Genomic DNA, 18,308 nt, shown 5'->3' on the forward strand with positions numbered 1-18,308 from the left:
CGCATGTACAAGGTACGACTTAGCCCGTTAGTTTCAGCGATAATTTTATCGGGCTGTTCAAGTATGGCTTTTGCTCAACTTGGGCAAAATTTATCAGTAGATATTCGATCACTAGCCATGGGGAATGCGGTTACAGCCGATCCTCCAGGGGTCAGTGCAGTCCATTATAACCCAGCAGCACTTACCAAAATTGAAGGGCTGCAAACCGATGTACAGGGTATTTTGGCTGACTTCAACATTAAACGTCAGTACTCTGCACCTGAAGGCTATAACGTTTTTGGCTATTCAGATGATCCTTTGGTTTGTAATGATGGTCCAGAAGTCGCTTCAGATTTATGTACTGACTATAAAGGTGCGGTGAATGGGGATGTGGAATACATCAGCCTGTATGTGCCTTTTTTAAAGAAAGTGGTGGATTTAGGTGAGGGCATGCCAATGCTGGCACCAACTGCGGGTGCCGCCTATAAACCGCCAGGCTCAAAAACCACGTTTGCAACAGCCTTCTATGCGCCGTTGGTTGCAGGCTTTGGTGCTGAAAATGGTAATCCCAGTAATTTTATGGGGCAACAAGTTGCCTTAGAACGCTTTACCTATTTATCACCATCTATCGCCTATGAAGTCAATGATGAGCTTTCGATCGGTGCTTCGGTGGGAATGTCCTATCAAGCTTTTGCTTTAAAAACCGATCTACGGTTTCCCAATGAAATGATTGGGATGCTGCGTATGATTGATGAGGTGGTGTGTACCCCGTTTAAAGACAATTCTGATGTTATCACTGACATTTTATTGCTCGGGATTTGTAATGCCGAAGAAGGCATGAATCCATTTGGCCGCTTTGGACGGATGGAAGTAGCCATGGAGCAGTCGCTGAGTCCGAGTTTTAACCTTGGAGTCATGTGGGAACCCACCGACGAGTTTAGTTTTGGGATGGTGTACCAAAGTGCAGCCAAAATGCGCTTAAAAGGTAAATACACCATTGATAACTCGAAAGCCCCCCGCGAACTCATCAATGGTTTGATGTCTTCACCGACAGGACAGATTCTTGCGGCCATTCTTGGTTTTCCACAGAGTATTCCTGCATCAGAGTCTGGTCTGGTTTCGATGGATTTTGAATATCCACAACATATTCAGGCAGGGATCAAATATAAAATTTTTCCTGATTTACAAGTTAATTTTGATGTGGGCTGGACGGATTATCGTGCTTGGGACAAATTTAAGTTTGAATTTGACCGCTCCATTTCTGCTTTAAAAATTGCGAAATTGTTGTCGCCTGACATTACCGATAACAGTTTGGCTTTGCCGTTGAGGTTTGACTCACCTTGGAACTATGGCATTGGGATTGAATATTCGGCAACAGATCGTCTGAAACTACGTGCAGGATATGAGCCACGAACCAGCGCGATTCCAGATGATAAGCGTAATACCATGGTCCCAATTAACAATGCCCAGTTATTTGGTTTAGGGGTCGGTTATCGTTTTGATGCCGATACAGATCTGGATTTATCCATTGGTTATTTACGCAGTAAAGATAGTATTCCTGCGAATACCAGTAGCTTATCCAACCAAACTGGGGTGAATAATATTCTGCTGAATCCTTATGCAGGATTAAACGTAAAAACTGAAACCAGTATCACAATCTTAGGCTTGAGTTATCGTACGAAATGGTAAAACACAATAATAAGAAGCAGATTTTCGCATGGGTGTCATCTTCTACGTGGGTATTATGTGGAATGCTGGCATTGCCTGCGCATGCGGGTGAGTTTTATACCATTATTGGTCCAGATGGTCGTCCAATGGTGATTCCTCGTGCACCCTCGGAAACCAAGCAAGTTGAAACCAAAACTCAGTTGGAACCTCAACAAGTAGAGAAAATTGAATTCAGGTTAAGTCAAACCAAACAGACACCACCCATTCAGACTGCTACAACAGTAGCAAAAGCTCAGATCTCCCAACCACAAACCGCAGTAACAGTTAAAGAAGAAACAGTAACTAAACCCAAGCCTCAATTGGTCAAGAGAAAACCATCAATTGTCCATCAGCAGTCGAAATTCGTAGAAAATGTTCAAACTGTAACTGTTGAGAATCCAGACAAGCTTAAAACTCAAGTTGAGTCATCAGTTGCTGTAAGTGTGCAACCTGTAGAGACTCCGGAACAAGCATCTCCTGTGCCTGTTATACAAACAAATTCTCAAGAGATTTCCTCATCAGCGCCAGCCAAAGACCCCACGCTGGGCAATAAAAATATTCAAAAGACCACAACCGCTAAACAGGTAGATCGTGCACTTCATAAGATTGAGGCCAATACAGCAATCGAAAAAGCCACACGCCTAGCAAGTCCTCCAATGGCTGTTCCTGTCTCATCGAAGTCAACTTCGGATGGTTTTCTTGAAATCAATGGCGACCGTTATGTCAAAAATGAATATCTGGAAGGGCAAGAGTTTAATTTAGAAAATAAAAAACGCTTTTACGTGATGCCTGAAGGGGTGGTGGATAAAGAGTTAGGTGCACCGCGCTTACAAGTGGTGGAACGTGAAAAAGGTGTGAACCAAGGAGTGCTGGATCGACTCTTTAAATCGACGCAACATGCTGAAAATAAAGTCATTACCTTATCAACCCAATATTATCCGATTGCCAAAGATCAAGTGGTGCAGAGTCTGGGACAAGCGTGTTATAGCGATAAAAAAGTCAAAAAAGCCAAAGTGCTGAAAGCACAACAGGATGTCAATGTGTGGCCTCGGCAACCGTTGCAGGATCAGTTTGATTATGAAGTGGTCGCTGTTCAGGCAGGCATCAAAAATGTACAGCTCAGCTCTTATGCTTCTAGTCAGGATCAGCCGAGTTTTTACTGGCCATTCGTGGCATTTCTAGACGAATCAGGATGTGTGATTGAAGGGGTGACGGGCTTTAAAAATCAGAATCGGGAAGAAAACAAGTATCGCTATGCGGTGATGGATGGCATGTTACAGCTGCCAACACAGACCCGTTATATTTTGATGACGCCTTTACTTTCGGCAGTTGATGTTGAAGACCAAATATTAAGTAATCAAGGACAAATCAAACTAACAGCCATTCGTTAGTTGAGAATTAGAGTGATGGGAATGAAAAATAAATATTTATTAACTTTGGCACTTTCGACGATGGTATCAGGACTCACAGGCTGTGGTGGTGAAAGCGCGAATGTTATTCCAGAGAAAAATAATAACAGCACGGTCAATGGCAGTTGTAGCGCTGGTGCCAATAATTGTATTGAATTCGCACTCGATTATCCTTTGGATGGGCTGAATTTTTCTTGTAGTAGTGATACGCAAAACACCTTTGTCACTTTAATGGATTTAGATAATGGCGTGGCAACAGGCACCTGTAATTATAGTGATACGGTGAATGTATTCTTGTTGGGTAAAGCGGACAAGCGTATTGCTTTGGGATCGTTCCCGATCAGTAATATTGCTTTGGTTAGTACCAATCAGATTCCACGCTTAACTGTACTGGACATTGCAGTGGGAATGACCAACCGTAAAGCGACTGTACTAGATCCAAGTGATGTCACGGTCAAGACCGCCATGAATTTGGTCAAAATTGTTCAGGCTCTGGCACTACAGCAGAAATCAATTAACACGAAAACGGATATTCAAGCGCTGTATATGAATGATTCGATCCGTGAAGGTCTGGATAAAATTATCAGTTCCGTCACAGCACAGCAGATGGTGAATGGCGATTATGCGGCAATCCTTAAGCCATGGTTAGATGTGTCGGTCATATCTGATGCTGAGGCATTTGAGGTGGTCAGCAAGTTATTAAATATTAGTAATGCCGCCGTGTATCAACCAGAATTTTCTTTGTTTTCCACCTCAGGCAGTGTCATTAGCAGTTTAACGGGTTCAGATGGTTTAACAGGCTGTAATAAAGATGTCTGTGAAGCCAATGACACTACCACCAAACATTTGTTTGGACATTTTATGTTGCTGACAGACCGTCAGGGCTACACCTTTGGTAGTGGCTTGCAATGGCGTGGTTTGGCAAAATCTGGACTCACGTCTATTGCAGGGGTGAATGCGGAATTAATTCGCAGCTATAAACCCACCCAGATGACGGCTTTACCGCAAAATCACTGGATTAATCCGCTGAATAAACGGATTGATCAAAATTATTATATTGGTGTGAATGATCCAAATTCAGAAGATCTGATTATTAATCAGGGCAAGCTGTATAACGACTATATGATTGCGGGTAAGGAAAAGTTCTACAAGCTACTCACGCAAAAAACTACGGTGACCACTGAAGACCTCAAAGACTTGGGGCAATGGCAACAGCGTTATGGGGTTAGCGATACCTATAAAGGCTCTCTGGATATTTTTAAAGTTTATCCAATTACCTATCTAGACAAGCAAGTGTTTAAATCCAGCAGCAATGTCGCGACAGGGGAGAGTTATATTTTCCCACTCTACGCAGATCTGACTTTCAAATTTAGCGAGAGCAGTGTTCCGAGTCTAAAACTGGGAGTCGTGATTGATGAAAATGGTGATATTCGCACCAACATAAAATCTGCCGCTACCGAGACTGATATGAGTACAGGCAGTTGTAGCCTAACTGTCGGAAGCAACTTAAAAGACAGTAATGGGGTGCAGCAATACCGCATAGGAACGACTTCACGTGCATTTATTGATGATCGTGCGATTTCAATTCGCATGATTTTAGGCGATGAAGCATTAAAATCTGTAAATGGTGCATTGGTTGGGGTGAATTCAACGATTCAAACCTCAGCTGCAGGTGAAAGTATTGTGGTCGGTGGTGCACTGATCCATTTACAGAATTTATTAAATGCTTCGGCAGGCAGTACAGGACGGATTAGTTTTACCGATTCGGCAGGTGAGAGTGTGAAATGGGCAAATAGTTATGCCAGTTTCCAAAAGGTTTATAATGCCAACAATACCGATGAAACCGCAGATGACACAGCCTTGGCAAAATTAAGCGGGGGAACTTTGGAGATGAGTCTAGCCTCTTGCTACGCGGTGAAGACGAAAAGTTAACCCTCCTTGATACAGACTAAAAAGCCGATTCAATTGAATCGGCTTTGATCTTTGGCATGAGTGAAACTGCTTTAGCCCGTATGATCCAGACGAGTGCCCAAGGTTTCTAAATGGGTGATAAATTGATTACTTTGACGATCGGCAAAATAGTGTTTCAGCGTTTGTTCTACACTTGGGAACGCCAGTTCTGTCCATGGAATTTCATGTTCTTCAAATAGGCGGCATTCAATACTTTCTTCACCTGCACCAAAAACGCCATCAATCAATTGACCTTTAAACAGCACATAGATTTGCCCAATACGAGGAATATTGTACATACAGTAAAGTTGTTCAATGTCTACTTCTGCTTCTGCTTCTTCACGAGTTTCACGTGCAGCACCTTGTTCCATAGTTTCAAATAATTCCATGTAACCTGCAGGCAAAGTCCATAAACCATAACGAGGTTCAATTGCACGACGGCAAAGCAGGACTTTATCTTCCCAGAGGGCTAAAGCACCACAAATGACTTTGGGATTTACATAATGAATATGACCACATTCTGTGCAAACGCGACGTAATTGATGATCGCCAAGAGGGATTTTTTCAGTCGTTTTATGTCCACAATTTCCGCAGAAGTTCATATTCATCATCAATGATAAAGGTGCCACTCAGCATAACTGAAAAAAATAAGTTTGACATCTATTCTCTCCAATCCGATTAAAATTCAGCTATGATGAAATGAAGAAGAACAGAGGTGAGTGATATGGATAATCGTTCATTAACACATGTATTACAGCAGCATTTAAGATTTTCAACCCGTAAACGAGAAGCTGAAGCTGCTGTGTTAATTGCGATTACCGATGAAGCTGACCCTAAAGTATTATTAACCCGCCGTTCGGTGTATTTAACCAATCATGCAGGTGAAGTTTCTTTCCCAGGAGGGAAACGGGACCCACAGGATACCAGTAACATTGTGGTGGCACTCCGCGAAGCACAAGAAGAAACGGCTTTAAATCCTTTTGATGTGCAGTTACTGGGTGATTTACCCATGCAAAAAGCTCGTAATGGTATGTTAGTCAAACCGATTGTTGGGCTGATTCCACCTCAGGTTGAACTGATTGCTCAGCCTTCAGAAATTGATCGTATCTTCTTTGCCTCATTACGACATTTAATGGATGCACCACCTACGCCGCATGAAGTGCGTTATGCCCAGCAGTCATTGTATTTTCCCAGTATGCGGGTCGAAGATGAAATTGTCTGGGGCTTAACAGCTCGGATGCTGATTTCCTTATTTGCTTATGGATTAAATTATCAAAAAGAATGGCCATTTTTATTAAATTCGCCATTATTTTATGCACAGCAGGCATTGCTAAAAACCAAAGGACGTAATTAAACATGATGTACAAATTTGCAGGACATACACCGAAAGCCACACATGCTCCTTTTGATGGCTGGGTGGCAGACAATGCCACCGTGATTGGTCAGGTAGAATTAGGAAAACAGGTGAGTGTCTGGTTTGGTGCTGTGGTTCGTGCAGATAACAGCACTATTCAATTGGGGGATTTTACCAATGTACAGGAAAATGCCGTATTACATACCGATGCAGGAATTCCCATGCAGATCGGTAATTATGTGACCATCGGGCATCAAGCCATGCTACATGGCTGTACTGTGGGTGATAACTCCTTGATTGGCATTAATGCCGTGATTTTGAATAATGCGGTGATTGGTAAGAACTGTATTATTGGCGCAAATGCTTTAATCCCTGAGGGTAAGGTCATTCCTGATAATTCCTTGGTGATGGGTTCTCCAGGAAAAGTGGTGAAGACGCTGGATGCCGATGTCGAAGCAAAACTAAAACTTAGCGCTTTGCATTATGCTGAACATTATAAAAAGTTCACTCAATTGGAAGTTTTTGAGTTCTAGCCAATAGCGTGTTTAAAACCAAGCAACTGCTTGGTTTTTTTGTATCTGCGGTTGGAAATTCTCGCGTCCAAGATATGAGTGGAGTATCATAGCCCTCGTTTTTTAAGATTAAATTAAAGCAAGGTTGAGCATGAAATTGCTGGCATTAGAAACAGCCAATGAACAGTGTTCTGTTTCTATCGTAGATGAAAATCAAGAACTGTTTTTCCAATTAGATACGCGTGCAAAAGCTCAAACGCAAACCATTTTACCCATGGTTGAACAGGGCTATGCTCAACTCGGTCTGACCACCGAAGATTTAACCGCGATTGCATTTAGCCGCGGACCAGGTTCATTTAGTGGTGTGCGTATTAATGCTGCTGTGACTCAAGCTTTGGCATGGTCACATGATTTGCCCGTGATTCCTGTATCCACTTTACAAGCTTTGGCTCAAGCCGCTTATCGATTGCATGGCTTAAGCGCGGTGACCGCTGTGCTTGATGCCCGTATGAATGAAGTCTATATCGCCAGTTTTCAGTTAAATGAGCAAGGCATTATGCAGGCGGTTGATGAAGAACAACTTTTAGATTATCAACAAGCGGCACAAGTCACTCAATTTACCTTAGTCGGTTCGGGTTCAGCTTTAATTCAGTCAGACGCTTTAGAATTTAAAGACATTATGGCAACAGCACAAGATATTGCACAGATTGCACGCGTTGCTGCGCAACAGCAGCATTGGGTCGCAGCCGAAGAAGCACTTCCTGTGTATTTACGTGATAATGCGTGGAAAAAAATTCCAGAACAAGGCAAATCATAATTAGGATTTTGTATGGATCTTTTACTGCTGCTGAAAGCAGCGATTATGGGTATCGTTGAAGGTATTACCGAGTTTTTACCCATTTCGAGTACAGGACATTTAATTCTAGCATCAGAATTAATGAACTTCTGGACCAAAGAAAAAAGTGATGTATTTGTGGTTGCCATCCAGATGGGAGCAATTGCAGCAGTGATTTATGAATACTGGGCTCGCCTATGGGGTGCGGCAACGGGGATGTTTACGGGCGAACCTAAAGGTCGTCATTTGGGATTCAACCTGATTATGGCGTCTATTCCCATCATTATCATCGGTCTAACCTTTGGACAAATGGTTAAAGAATTATTATTTAATGACATTACCGTGGGGATGGGGCTGATTATTGGTGGTTTGATTATTATGTGGATTGAAAGAAATCCACCGAAAGTCAATGCACAAGAAGTGGATAACATCAGCTATAAAGAAGCCATTTGGATCGGTCTAATTCAGGTGTTGTCTTTAATCCCAGGCACTTCGCGTTCAGGAGCCACCATTATTGGGGCAATGTTCCTTGGCGTATCCCGTAAAGCTGCGACTGAGTTTTCGTTCTTTCTCGGAATTCCCGTCATTATTGGCGCAGGATTGCTCGATCTATATCAAAGCTATGATGTCTATCAAACGACTGAAGATTGGGCAGTGCTTGCTGTTGGGATTATTGTTTCATTTATTTCGGCACTCATTTTGATTCGCGTTTTGGTGGCGTATGTGGCAAAGCGTGATTTCATGGTTTTTGCTTGGTATCGCATTCTTTCGGGCTTAGTAATTTTATTATTCGCCTTTACTGGATGGAAGTTATGGTAAGCGTGATGCGCTTATATGTTGAAGCCCATTTTCAGGAACAAGCACAGCATTATGCTGCTGTGCTTGTTTCACGTGGTGTTGCCGTTCAGATTGAAATGGTAGAAAAACTCAATGCACGTTTTCTACGTTTAAATCCTGAATTAGCACTTTGCGTAGATGAATGTGGACTCTGGTTATGCGCCAATGGTATGAAAATGCAGCCCGACTGGTCAGCTGAAATTCCACGCTTAAAACGCGCTTCGCTCAAGTCTGAAATGATTGCGCGAGCCTGTAATCTTGCTGAAAAACCCAACTTGATTGATGCAACTGCAGGTTTGGGGCATGACACATTATTATTGGCGGCACTTGGCGCTAATGTAACTTTGGTGGAACGGCATCCGATTTTATTTACCTTACTAGAAGATAGCCAGCAGCAGGCACTCAAAAATGCGTATCTTGCCCCAATTGTGTCGCGGATTCATTTGGTGTTCGCAGACTCTGCTGATTATTTAAAGCAATGTGCTGTGCAATCGCACTATCGTGATGTGGTGTATTTAGATCCAATGTTCCCACAGCGTGATCAAAATCAGCAGGCTGTCAAAAAGCAAGCGCAAGTCAAAAAACAAATGCAATTGCTGCATATGCTTTTACCTGAAGATGGTGAAATGGATTTGGGCGATCAACTATTACCCTTGGCTCAACAGATTGCAAAACGGGTAGTGGTCAAGCGTCCTCGTTTGGCGGTTTTTCTGAATGATCAGCAACCTGATACTCAATGGCAGGGAGATGCGTGTCGTTTTGATGCTTACTTTCAGCTCGATCATCAGACCTTAGGATAATTGCTTCATTATTGGGCAAAGATTTGTTATATAGTGAAAAATAATATTGATAAAAACCCGATCAAGCATAAACTAACTATGCGATGAAGCGAGTAGCACTAGCCACCTGAAACCTTATGAAGATTGATTTCAAACCCTCCATTAATTTTTGGCACGATTTTAAAAGCAACCAAACGGCGGGACTGTGGCTATTCTTGGGTTCACGACGTGCATTGCAAATCGTCCATCCTTCAATTACACAATTGATTTTCTGGGGGATCTTAGGTGGTTGTGCCAATACCTTATTTAGCTGGCTGAGTGCGGGCGAAGTTGGTGATTTTAACTCGCAAGGTTTAGTCAGTTACGCGCTTTGGCCTTTTATTGCATTAATTGTCGGGATTTTTCTTTCGCAACGGGTAAATAACCCACGTCTGATGCTGGTTCCAGCACTATTGTGGCTAGTCTTAGACACACATATCGCGTTGCTACAAAGTTTGATCCAGTATTTGGGCATGATTGATATCTTGCCATATGCCTTTTATGACTACTTGCCGACCATTTTTATGGTGTTGTTTGTTTGGCAAAGTCTCGCTGTAGTCTGGGTATTTGCACGTGAATTAAAATGGCCATGGTGGGAACGTGCGCTGATTATGTTGGCAACACTGTTTACCTTAGTCGTGTGGCAGATGTCAGTCAAAAGCCAACCCATTTGGAAAGTCGAAGAGGTTGCACCAACTTTTGCAGAAGATGCATTTTATGCACAAAGCCGATTACTGAACAAGAATTTACAAGCCATTGAATATGGTGAATTTGCCCAGTCACATTGGTACTTTTTAGGTGTGGCAGGTGCCAGTTATCAAGATGTATTCATGTCGGAAGTGATGCGGATTCGTGAACAATTCGACACCCGTTTTGGCACGTTTGGTCGTTCCTTGATCTTGGTGAATAACCCTGCAACACGCACCGAAATTCCAATTGCTTCACGTACCAGTATGGAGTTGGCACTGAAAAGAATTGGGCAGCAGATGAACCGTGAAAGTGATGTGCTGTTTCTGTATATGACGTCACATGGTTTGCAAAATCAGTTTGAAATGGAAAATGCACCACTAGATTTGGCACAGGTCGATCCGAAATGGTTACGGGATGCTTTAGACCGTTCTGGAATTCGCTGGCGTGTGATCGTGATTTCAGCCTGCTATTCTGGTAGTTTTGTGTCTGCTTTGCAGAATGATAATACCCTGATTATTACGGCTTCTGCAGCCGATCGAGCCTCATTTGGTTGTTCTAATGAAGCAGACTATACCTATTTTGGGCGCGCTTTCTTTGATCAGGCGATGCGTGAACAAAGCTCGATGAAAGACGCTTTTGCCGAAGCGAAAGAGACCGTTGCTAAGTGGGAATCAGCTCAAGGGTTCGAGCCTTCTGAGCCGCAATGGTCGATTGGTAAAAATATGGAATTGATGTTGCCACAACTAGAGCAGCGCTTATTTCCACCGACAACAATAACCCAGCAAACTCAAGCGCAAGCGGTTGCGCATACACCTTAAAAGGAATCCAAGATGGAATTATTACAACATAATCGCTGTTTTGAAGGTGAGCAACGTATTTACCGTTTTAATTCCCAAGTACTCAAAGGCGATAGTCGTTTTGGCGTGTACTTACCACCACAAGCACTTGAAGGTGAGGCGTGTCCTGCCTTGTTTTATCTCGCAGGTTTAACCTGTACAGAAGAAACCTTTGCCATTAAAGCGCATGCACAACGTTTAGCTGCACAACTGGGCTTGATTTTGATTATGCCTGATACGTCACCACGTGGTGATCAAGTGGCACAAGGCGATCATTGGGATATTGGTCAGGGGGCAGGTTTTTATATTAATGCGACGCAGGCGCCGTGGGCTGAGCATTATCAAATGGAAAGCTTTATTGCGGATGAACTATACACTTTGGTGTTGCAACAGTTCCCTATTCAACAGCATCGCGTGGGTATTTTCGGACACTCTATGGGTGGACATGGTGCATTAACACTGGCATTTAAATATCCTGAGAAGTTCAAATCAGTTTCTGCCTTTGCCCCAATTTGTGCACCCAGCCAATGTCCATGGGGAGAAAAAGCCTTTTCAAACTATTTAGGCAATGATCAAACTGTTTGGAAGCAGCATGATGCGACGGCTTTGGTGAGTGAGAAAGGTGCATTGTTTAATGAAATTCTGATTGATCAGGGCTTACAAGATCAGTTCTATGCACAGTTACATCCTGCAGCATTTCAGCAAGCTTGTACCCAAGTGGGGCAGGAACTGACTTTGCGTGAACATGTGGGCTATGATCATGGCTATTATTTTATTCAAAGTTTTATCGATGATCATCTGCAATTTCATGCGGTACAACTTGAATCATAAATTGCATTAAAAAAGCGGAGTTTAACTCCGCTGCCATACTGCTTCAAATTCTTGCTGTGCCATGCGGCTTAAATGATCCAGCACCACTTTCTCCAAATGATCCAGTTTCTCTGTGGCTGCGGTAATTTCAACGGCTAAATATTCCGTCTGCGGGATCAGGTTCACATGTGCTTCTGGCATAATAATTTCAAATTGCTGCTCGGATTCTTTCACTTCAAATTTGTGTTTCCAGTGATTATATAAACGCTTGGCGATACGGGCAGATTCTAGTGTGGCAATTTGACTGCTGCTTTTCATTTTTTTCGACCATGATGTAGGAACATTACCTTAACAAATTTACTGCGCTTGAACACCAGTCCATTGCAACGCAACGTTGCAAAAATGAAATGTCACAGACCTTGGTCGCAGTTTGCTATAATATCAGCATTAAATTCATGAACTCTCAGGTTGATCCATGTCTAAGCCTTATTTAATCGCGCCTTCAATTTTATCTGCTGACTTTGCACGTCTGGGCGAAGATGTTGAAAAAGTATTAGAAGCGGGTGCTGACGTGGTGCATTTTGATGTGATGGATAATCACTACGTCCCAAATCTGACGTTTGGTGCGGGTATATGTAAAGCATTAAAAAACTATGGTATTAAAGCTCCAATTGATGTGCATTTAATGGTGTCGCCAGTCGATCGTATGATTGGTGATTTCTTGGAAGCAGGTGCAGACATTATTACTTTCCACCCTGAAGCAACTGAACACATCGACCGCTCTTTACAGTTGATTAAAGCGGGTGGTGCAAAAGCAGGTCTGGTCTTTAATCCAGCAACACCATTGCATTACTTAGACTATGTGTTGGATAAAGTTGATCAAATTCTTCTGATGAGTGTAAACCCAGGTTTTGGTGGACAAAAGTTTATTCCAATGACTTTGGAAAAATTACGTCAGGCACGTAAGATTATTGATGCTTCTGGGCGTGACATCCGTTTAGAAGTTGATGGCGGCGTAGGTCCTGCCAATATTCGTGAAATTGCAGAAGCTGGTGCAGATATGTTCGTTGCAGGCTCAGCAATTTTTGGTAAGCCAGATTATAAAGCTGTGATTGATGAAATGCGTGCTGAACTGGAAAAAGTCGGTTCAGTGAGCGTTTAAGTCTTATGGATAACTATTAAACGAGCTGTGGATAACTTTGTGGGTAAGCTTGTCGATATCTATGTAGATAACCTTATGGATATCTTGTGTAAACAATAAACAATTCCACATCAAGCGTTTAGTGATTAGACTTATTCTGTATAAAAAGAGCACGTTTGTGCTCTTTTTTTTGCAATTACTCTTTGAAAAAAATAGCTGTTTTATTCAGCAGGGCTTAAGAATTGCACAGCGCAAAAAATAATAAGATTCAGATAATCCTCGTGAGATTACAGCGCTTCTCAAATGTATTATTTTTTAGAAAAAATTGTGCATAAGTCATTTCTTGGGTATGCTGTAGTTATATCTTTTGCTGTAACAACCTTCACAATATAGGGTTTTTAAAGTGTCCACTTCTCTCCGCAAACAGTCTTGGTTTGTTTGCCTGATGGCTTTTGTCATGGGGTGGAGTAGTCTTGTCTATGCATCAAGCATGCCGATGCATGCCCAAATGTTACAACAGCAGATGTCAGTACACGTTCAGCAGCAAGCTGAAGCCGTTGCGGCTCAGCATCAGCAGCATCAAACGACACAAGCTCAGCCTGATTGTCATGCTGCTGCACCTGTCATGCAGCATCAACAGCATATGGCACAGATGGATATGAAACTCTGTGATAGCCATTTGAACAGCAGTACTCCAGTGAAGCAATGTGCCGATTGTGCACAATTACATTGTCAAACATTGACGGTCTGGCTCGATACAGCTGTGGCAGATACACTGCAAAATTTTCATCCAGATTCAGTATCCAATTTGCATAGTTGCTATACAGCTCAGCATTTAATAGGTTATTGGCAAGAGATTCTCCGACCGCCCAAAGCTTAACCCTATTCAGAACGTAATTTTCATTAATTTCCAGAATAAAGGTTAAGTCATGTCTATATTATTTCGTCAAAGCTTGATGCTTGGGCTATGTGTATTTTCCTCTACATGGGCATTTGCTGCCGTAAAGGAATATCATCTGACCATTGCAGAAGCGACAATCAATTTAACGGGTAAGCCGCTCAAACGCATTACCGTCAACGGTCAATTTCCTGCACCTTTATTGGAATTTGAAGAGGGCGATGAAGCAGTTATTCGAGTGCATAACCAGCTTAAAAATCAGGACTCTTCCTTACATTGGCATGGTTTATTGCTGCCTGGTCTCATGGATGGTGTACCTGGTTTTAATGGATTTAAAGGGATTAAACCGAATCAAGATTTTGTCTACCGTTTTAAAGTCCGTCAAAATGGTACCTATTGGTATCACGCGCACTCTAAAGGGCAAGAGCAAGATGGTTTGTATGGTGCTTTAGTGATTTATCCTAAAGGTAAACAGCCTGTAGCCCAACATGAACAGGCACAACGTGATTATGTGGTGATGTTCTCAGATTTTCATGAATCGGGCAGTGAGCAGATCATGAAAAATCTGAAAAAATCGGCTGAGTATTATCAAAATCAGCGCGAGACAGTGTCCGATGTCTTCAAGCAAGCGCAGCGAGATGGGGTGAAAAGCACATGGCAAGACCGTTCCATGTGGAACAAAATGCGCATGTTAAAAACGGATCTGTCCGATGTCACGGGTTATACCTTTTTAGTAAATGGCAAAACGCCTGAACAAAATTGGACAGGTGCATTTCAACCGAATGAAAAAGTCCGTTTGCGCTTTATTAATGCTTCCGCCATGTCGTTCTTTGATGTTCGCATTCCGAATTTAAAAATGACCGTGGTCAGTGCCGATGGGCAGCCGGTTAAACCTGTCTCTGTAGATGAATTCCGTATTGGTACCGCTGAAACTTATGATGTAGTCGTTGAGCCGAAACAAGCGAAGTATCAGATTGAAGCTGAGTCGATAGACCGTTCAGGTTTTGCAATTGGAACTTTACAGGCTGAAGGAAGTGCCAAAGCACCCATCACGATGCCAACTGCACGACCACGTGCACTCCTGACCATGGAGGATATGGGGCATGGTTCAGGACATGCAGGCATGGATCATTCTTCAATGACTGATTCAGATATGAACGGCATGGATCACTCCAAAATGAACCATGCTGAAATGCAGGGAATGGATCATTCCAAAATGAATGCTACCAATATGCAAAACATGGATCATTCTAAGATGAACCCTGCATCATCGACAAACCAGTCGCATGACCAGCATCAAGTGACAACAGTAAGTTCAACTAAAAATATGCCTATATACGGTTGGGCAAATGCAGCCACTCCGCAAGGGCAAAAAGCTTTGCAATACTCCGACTTGGTCTCTTTAGAACCGCAAAAAGACACTCGACCTGCTGAGCGTGAATTGGAAGTACGCTTGGGTGGAACCATGGAGCGTTATATTTGGACCATTAATGGCAAGAAGTTTACTGATACACAGCCTTTGCAGGTGAAATACGGTGAGCGTGTCCGGTTAAAATTTATTAATGACAGCATGATGGCGCATCCAATGCATTTACATGGCATGTTTATGCAACTGGAAAATGGGCAAAGTGTTGCCAATATGCCGAATAAGCACACTTTGATTGTCCCGCCAGGAAAAACAGTAACGGCATTACTGACTGCAGATGAGTTGGGTGAGTGGGCCATTCATTGTCATTTGTTGTATCACATGTCAGCAGGGATGATGAGTAAATTGGTGGTGGCAAATGTTGATTCTGCTCAACCATCTACACCCTCGGTTCAACCAGTAACTCAAGGAGCTGAACATGCGAATCACTAAGTTTTCATTTATTGCGGTCAGCTCTTCGTTACTCTTGCTTAGTCCGATGTTATGGGCTGAAACCAATTCTTCATCAGTGCATCAGCATGATCATTCATCCATGGTGATGCCAACTGAAACGGAGATGCCTTCAAGTAATACCACGAGTGCACCTGCAACGATCCAGCCTCAGCCAGCAGCTTCAGTGGCTGCGGGTCCAGATGATGATCATGCTTTACATATCAAAGAGCATGGCGGTCAGATTTATCAAGCTACGACAGTCGAAAGTCGCTGGTTATGGAATGAAGATGGCGAGGGTGCCTTAAAATCCGAACTGGAAACCCGTATTGGTACCGATGAAAATAAGCTGTTTATCAAATTGCATAGTGATAAAGCGGAATCTCATCGTGCAGAGTCTGAAGCTAAAGTTTTATATAGCCGCATGATTTCAGACTTTTGGGATGCTCAGGCTGGTGTGCGATATCGCAATGATCCAAACCGACAGGTGGATGAAAATCAGCTAGATGCCGTTGTTGGCTTACATGGCATGGCACCTTATTTCTTTGAAACCGATGCTTATGTTTATGCAGGGCAAGATCAACAGTGGAGTTTTAGTTTAGAGACAGAGCGTGACCTATTGCTGACCCAGAAATTGATTTTAAAACCTTATTTGGATCTGGATATCGTATTTAGTGACGATTCTAAATATGCCAAGAAAACAGGTCTGAGCAGTATTGCATCAGGGCTGGAAACCCGCTATGAAATCAGTAAACAAATCATGCCGTTTATTGATGTGTCTTATGAATACCAAAAAGGAAATGAGGCGACAGCATGGCAGGAGGGCAGTGATTCAGAGCATGGCTGGCTGTATGGTGCGGGTATTCGATTTAAATTTTAAAGATTTTTAACAGATTTAATCTCGGTTTAACGGACTGGGTTGATCCTGAACCAAATAATGTTGGTGCGGGATCAACCCGTCTTTTTTATGAGTATGTATACAGACCTGAATTGAAACTTTGCATTTGCGCTATTTTGAAGCAGCTTTACGTATAATAAAGCCCAGTTTTAGGAGGAACGACCTCCCTTGAGGCAAAGCTAAAGGCTTTTGCACCAAGAAAATTCGTCAGGACGACCTGACGCTAATCCATTGGAGGAAGGCAGATGGCCTGGATTGTGTTGGTGTTGGCGGGTATATTTGAAGTGATTTGGGCATATTCTATGAAAATGTCTGAAGGATTTACCCGTTTCGTTCCGAGTGTAATCACCCTAATTTTTATGGTGCTGAGTTTCGCTTTGTTGGCGTATGCTATGCGCTCTTTACCACTCGGCACAGCCTACACCATTTGGACGGGCATTGGAGCAGTCGGCTCTTTTCTGGTGGGCATTTTTATTTTGGGTGAGCCTGCTTCTGCATTACGTATGCTTGCCGCCGTGCTGATTATTTCAGGACTGGTGCTGATGAAAGTGGCTTCCAATTAATCTCTTCTTTTTATATTTATGTCGCAGTGCGGGAGTGAGTTATGCAACTTTCATTTACGTATATGTCCACGCCTGTGGGGCAATTGAAACTGGTTGCTCATGCAACAGCACTGGTGGCGGTGCTCTGGCAAAATGAAAATCCTAAACGTGTGCGTTTAGCGGAATTGGTTGAACAACAGGATCATCCAATTTTATGCGCAACTCAGCAACAATTGGCTGAATACTTTGCTGGGACACGACAGCAGTTCGATTTGCCTTTGGACTTTGAAGGAACGGAATTTCAAAAGCAAGTCTGGCAAGCGTTGTTACAGATTCCTTATGGTGAAACCCGCAGTTATAAACAGCTTGCGGAACAATTGGGTAATCCTAAAGCTGTACGTGCCGTAGGTGCTGCCAATGGCAAGAATCCGATTTCAATTATTGCGCCGTGCCATCGGGTGATTGGAGTAAGTGGAAAATTGGTGGGCTTTGCGGGTGGATTGGACAATAAACAGATACTTTTAAAACTCGAGCAACTTCAATAAACTCATTGACTTAATTCTTTATAATATTAAGTAAAAAATGATTGCACAGATTTTCACACCGCTATTGTCCACACTTGGATGGATACTTTTATTGTTTATTGCAGTCGCTCTATTTAAGGTATTCAAACCCTTTTTAAAAGGGAAAATGGGTGAGTTTGCGGTGAGCGCCCATGTCAAACTGTATCTGAATCAAGATAATTATATTTTATTAAATGATTGTACATTGCCTGATGAGCAGAACCAGACCACGCAAATTGATCATATTTTACTGAGTCCATTTGGTGTGTTTGTGATTGAAACCAAAAACTATAAGGGATGGATTTTTGGTGGTGAACGTCAAAAAATGTGGACGCAAAAAATTTATAAAAAGAGTTTTAAATTTCAAAATCCATTGCATCAAAATTATAAGCATCAGAAAGTGCTAGAAGCCATCTTGGAGGATATTGTGGATCCAGCACTGATTCATTCTGTGGTGGTATTTATGCCCGATTGTGAGTTTAAAACTCAGATGCCGCAGAATGTGTTCCGTGGCGCTGCTTGGACGGATTACATCAAGACTTTTGCTGATCCTGTTATTCCACCGATGAAGTTAAAACGGATTCAACTGCGGATTGAAAAAGAAGTGCTGGAAAAGTCGTGGAAAACCAATCGTCAGCATGTCGAGAATTTAAAGACGTATCGTGGTAAATAAA

Annotated in this window: 19 protein-coding genes; 17 read left to right on the plus strand and 2 right to left on the minus strand. The window is 42.6% G+C overall.

Features of this window, described 5'->3' with window-relative positions; all coding sequences use genetic code 11:
• Nucleotides 1-3 precede the first annotated feature (3 nt).
• Genes filD through filF form a run of 3 tightly spaced genes read left to right on the plus strand, consistent with a single transcriptional unit; the run spans nucleotide 4 to nucleotide 5,027 of the window.
• Nucleotides 4-1,668 carry a putative pilus system OmpP1/FadL family transporter FilD gene (filD, locus tag MKI85_RS16045; protein ID WP_241629178.1) on the plus strand — a complete coding sequence of 555 codons (1,665 nt, stop codon included), beginning with the start codon at nucleotides 4-6 and terminating at the stop codon, nucleotides 1,666-1,668.
• The gene (filE, locus tag MKI85_RS16050; protein WP_241629179.1) at nucleotides 1,662-3,077 is read left to right on the plus strand and encodes a putative pilus assembly protein FilE; all 1,416 of its coding nucleotides are present in this window, start codon (nucleotides 1,662-1,664) and stop codon (nucleotides 3,075-3,077) included. Before filD ends, filE begins: the two co-directional genes overlap by 7 nt.
• 21 nt (nucleotides 3,078-3,098) lie before the next feature.
• Nucleotides 3,099-5,027: a putative pilus system protein FilF gene (filF, locus tag MKI85_RS16055; RefSeq protein WP_241629181.1), complete on the plus strand. Its 1,929-nt coding sequence runs from the start codon at nucleotides 3,099-3,101 to the stop codon at nucleotides 5,025-5,027.
• 71 nt (nucleotides 5,028-5,098) lie between these two features.
• Here filF and MKI85_RS16060 read toward each other — a convergent pair whose 3' ends face one another.
• On the minus strand, nucleotides 5,099-5,647 hold the full coding sequence (locus MKI85_RS16060) for an NUDIX hydrolase (RefSeq protein WP_241629238.1): 549 nt from the start codon (nucleotides 5,645-5,647) through the stop codon (nucleotides 5,099-5,101).
• A gap of 122 nt (nucleotides 5,648-5,769) precedes the next feature.
• Here MKI85_RS16060 and MKI85_RS16065 point away from each other — a divergent pair, with 122 nt between their 5' ends.
• The 7 genes from MKI85_RS16065 (at nucleotide 5,770) to fghA (ending at nucleotide 11,758) form a co-directional block, all read left to right on the plus strand.
• Complete coding sequence (locus MKI85_RS16065; protein WP_241629184.1) at nucleotides 5,770-6,399, plus strand: NUDIX hydrolase; 630 nt, start codon at nucleotides 5,770-5,772, stop codon at nucleotides 6,397-6,399.
• A gap of 2 nt (nucleotides 6,400-6,401) precedes the next feature.
• Complete coding sequence (locus MKI85_RS16070) at nucleotides 6,402-6,932, plus strand: gamma carbonic anhydrase family protein (protein ID WP_241629186.1); 531 nt, start codon at nucleotides 6,402-6,404, stop codon at nucleotides 6,930-6,932.
• 130 nt (nucleotides 6,933-7,062) lie between these two features.
• Nucleotides 7,063-7,728, plus strand: coding sequence for a tRNA (adenosine(37)-N6)-threonylcarbamoyltransferase complex dimerization subunit type 1 TsaB (tsaB, locus tag MKI85_RS16075; protein WP_241629188.1), 666 nt, complete (start codon nucleotides 7,063-7,065; stop codon nucleotides 7,726-7,728).
• Nucleotides 7,729-7,740: 12 nt separating this feature from the next.
• Nucleotides 7,741-8,565, plus strand: a complete 825-nt coding sequence (locus tag MKI85_RS16080; RefSeq protein WP_241629190.1) for an undecaprenyl-diphosphate phosphatase — start codon at nucleotides 7,741-7,743, stop codon at nucleotides 8,563-8,565.
• Nucleotides 8,559-9,383 carry a class I SAM-dependent methyltransferase gene (locus MKI85_RS16085; protein ID WP_241629191.1) on the plus strand — a complete coding sequence of 275 codons (825 nt, stop codon included), beginning with the start codon at nucleotides 8,559-8,561 and terminating at the stop codon, nucleotides 9,381-9,383. Before MKI85_RS16080 ends, MKI85_RS16085 begins: the two co-directional genes overlap by 7 nt.
• 116 nt (nucleotides 9,384-9,499) lie before the next feature.
• Nucleotides 9,500-10,909: a C13 family peptidase gene (locus tag MKI85_RS16090; protein ID WP_241629194.1), complete on the plus strand. Its 1,410-nt coding sequence runs from the start codon at nucleotides 9,500-9,502 to the stop codon at nucleotides 10,907-10,909.
• Nucleotides 10,910-10,921: 12 nt separating this feature from the next.
• Nucleotides 10,922-11,758: an S-formylglutathione hydrolase gene (gene fghA, locus MKI85_RS16095; RefSeq protein WP_241629195.1), complete on the plus strand. Its 837-nt coding sequence runs from the start codon at nucleotides 10,922-10,924 to the stop codon at nucleotides 11,756-11,758.
• Nucleotides 11,759-11,779: 21 nt separating this feature from the next.
• Here the strand turns inward: fghA and MKI85_RS16100 are convergent, their stop codons facing one another.
• Complete coding sequence (locus MKI85_RS16100; RefSeq protein WP_241629197.1) at nucleotides 11,780-12,055, minus strand: DUF2218 domain-containing protein; 276 nt, start codon at nucleotides 12,053-12,055, stop codon at nucleotides 11,780-11,782.
• Nucleotides 12,056-12,212: 157 nt separating this feature from the next.
• Between MKI85_RS16100 and rpe the strand changes: the two genes are divergently transcribed.
• The 7 genes from rpe (at nucleotide 12,213) to MKI85_RS16135 (ending at nucleotide 18,307) form a co-directional block, all read left to right on the plus strand.
• The gene (gene rpe / locus MKI85_RS16105; RefSeq protein ID WP_241629199.1) at nucleotides 12,213-12,899 is read left to right on the plus strand and encodes a ribulose-phosphate 3-epimerase; all 687 of its coding nucleotides are present in this window, start codon (nucleotides 12,213-12,215) and stop codon (nucleotides 12,897-12,899) included.
• Nucleotides 12,900-13,281: 382 nt separating this feature from the next.
• Nucleotides 13,282-13,758: a hypothetical protein gene (locus MKI85_RS16110; RefSeq protein WP_241629201.1), complete on the plus strand. Its 477-nt coding sequence runs from the start codon at nucleotides 13,282-13,284 to the stop codon at nucleotides 13,756-13,758.
• Nucleotides 13,759-13,807: 49 nt separating this feature from the next.
• On the plus strand, nucleotides 13,808-15,634 hold the full coding sequence (locus tag MKI85_RS16115) for a copper resistance system multicopper oxidase (protein WP_241629203.1): 1,827 nt from the start codon (nucleotides 13,808-13,810) through the stop codon (nucleotides 15,632-15,634).
• Nucleotides 15,621-16,511, plus strand: a complete 891-nt coding sequence (locus tag MKI85_RS16120) for a copper resistance protein B (protein ID WP_241629205.1) — start codon at nucleotides 15,621-15,623, stop codon at nucleotides 16,509-16,511. The genes MKI85_RS16115 and MKI85_RS16120 overlap by 14 nt, the downstream gene beginning before the upstream one ends.
• A gap of 263 nt (nucleotides 16,512-16,774) precedes the next feature.
• Nucleotides 16,775-17,092 (plus strand): quaternary ammonium compound efflux SMR transporter SugE, encoded by a 318-nt coding sequence (gene sugE / locus MKI85_RS16125; RefSeq protein ID WP_241629208.1) that lies wholly within the window; start codon nucleotides 16,775-16,777, stop codon nucleotides 17,090-17,092.
• 41 nt (nucleotides 17,093-17,133) lie between these two features.
• Entirely contained in the window at nucleotides 17,134-17,616 is a 483-nt protein-coding gene (locus MKI85_RS16130) for a methylated-DNA--[protein]-cysteine S-methyltransferase (RefSeq protein ID WP_241629210.1), read from the plus strand.
• Nucleotides 17,617-17,653: 37 nt separating this feature from the next.
• On the plus strand, nucleotides 17,654-18,307 hold the full coding sequence (locus tag MKI85_RS16135; RefSeq protein ID WP_241629212.1) for a nuclease-related domain-containing protein: 654 nt from the start codon (nucleotides 17,654-17,656) through the stop codon (nucleotides 18,305-18,307).
• Nucleotide 18,308: the final 1 nt, after the last annotated feature.

This window comes from Acinetobacter zhairuonensis (genome assembly GCF_022601715.1).
Classification (GTDB): Bacteria; Pseudomonadota; Gammaproteobacteria; order Pseudomonadales; family Moraxellaceae; genus Acinetobacter.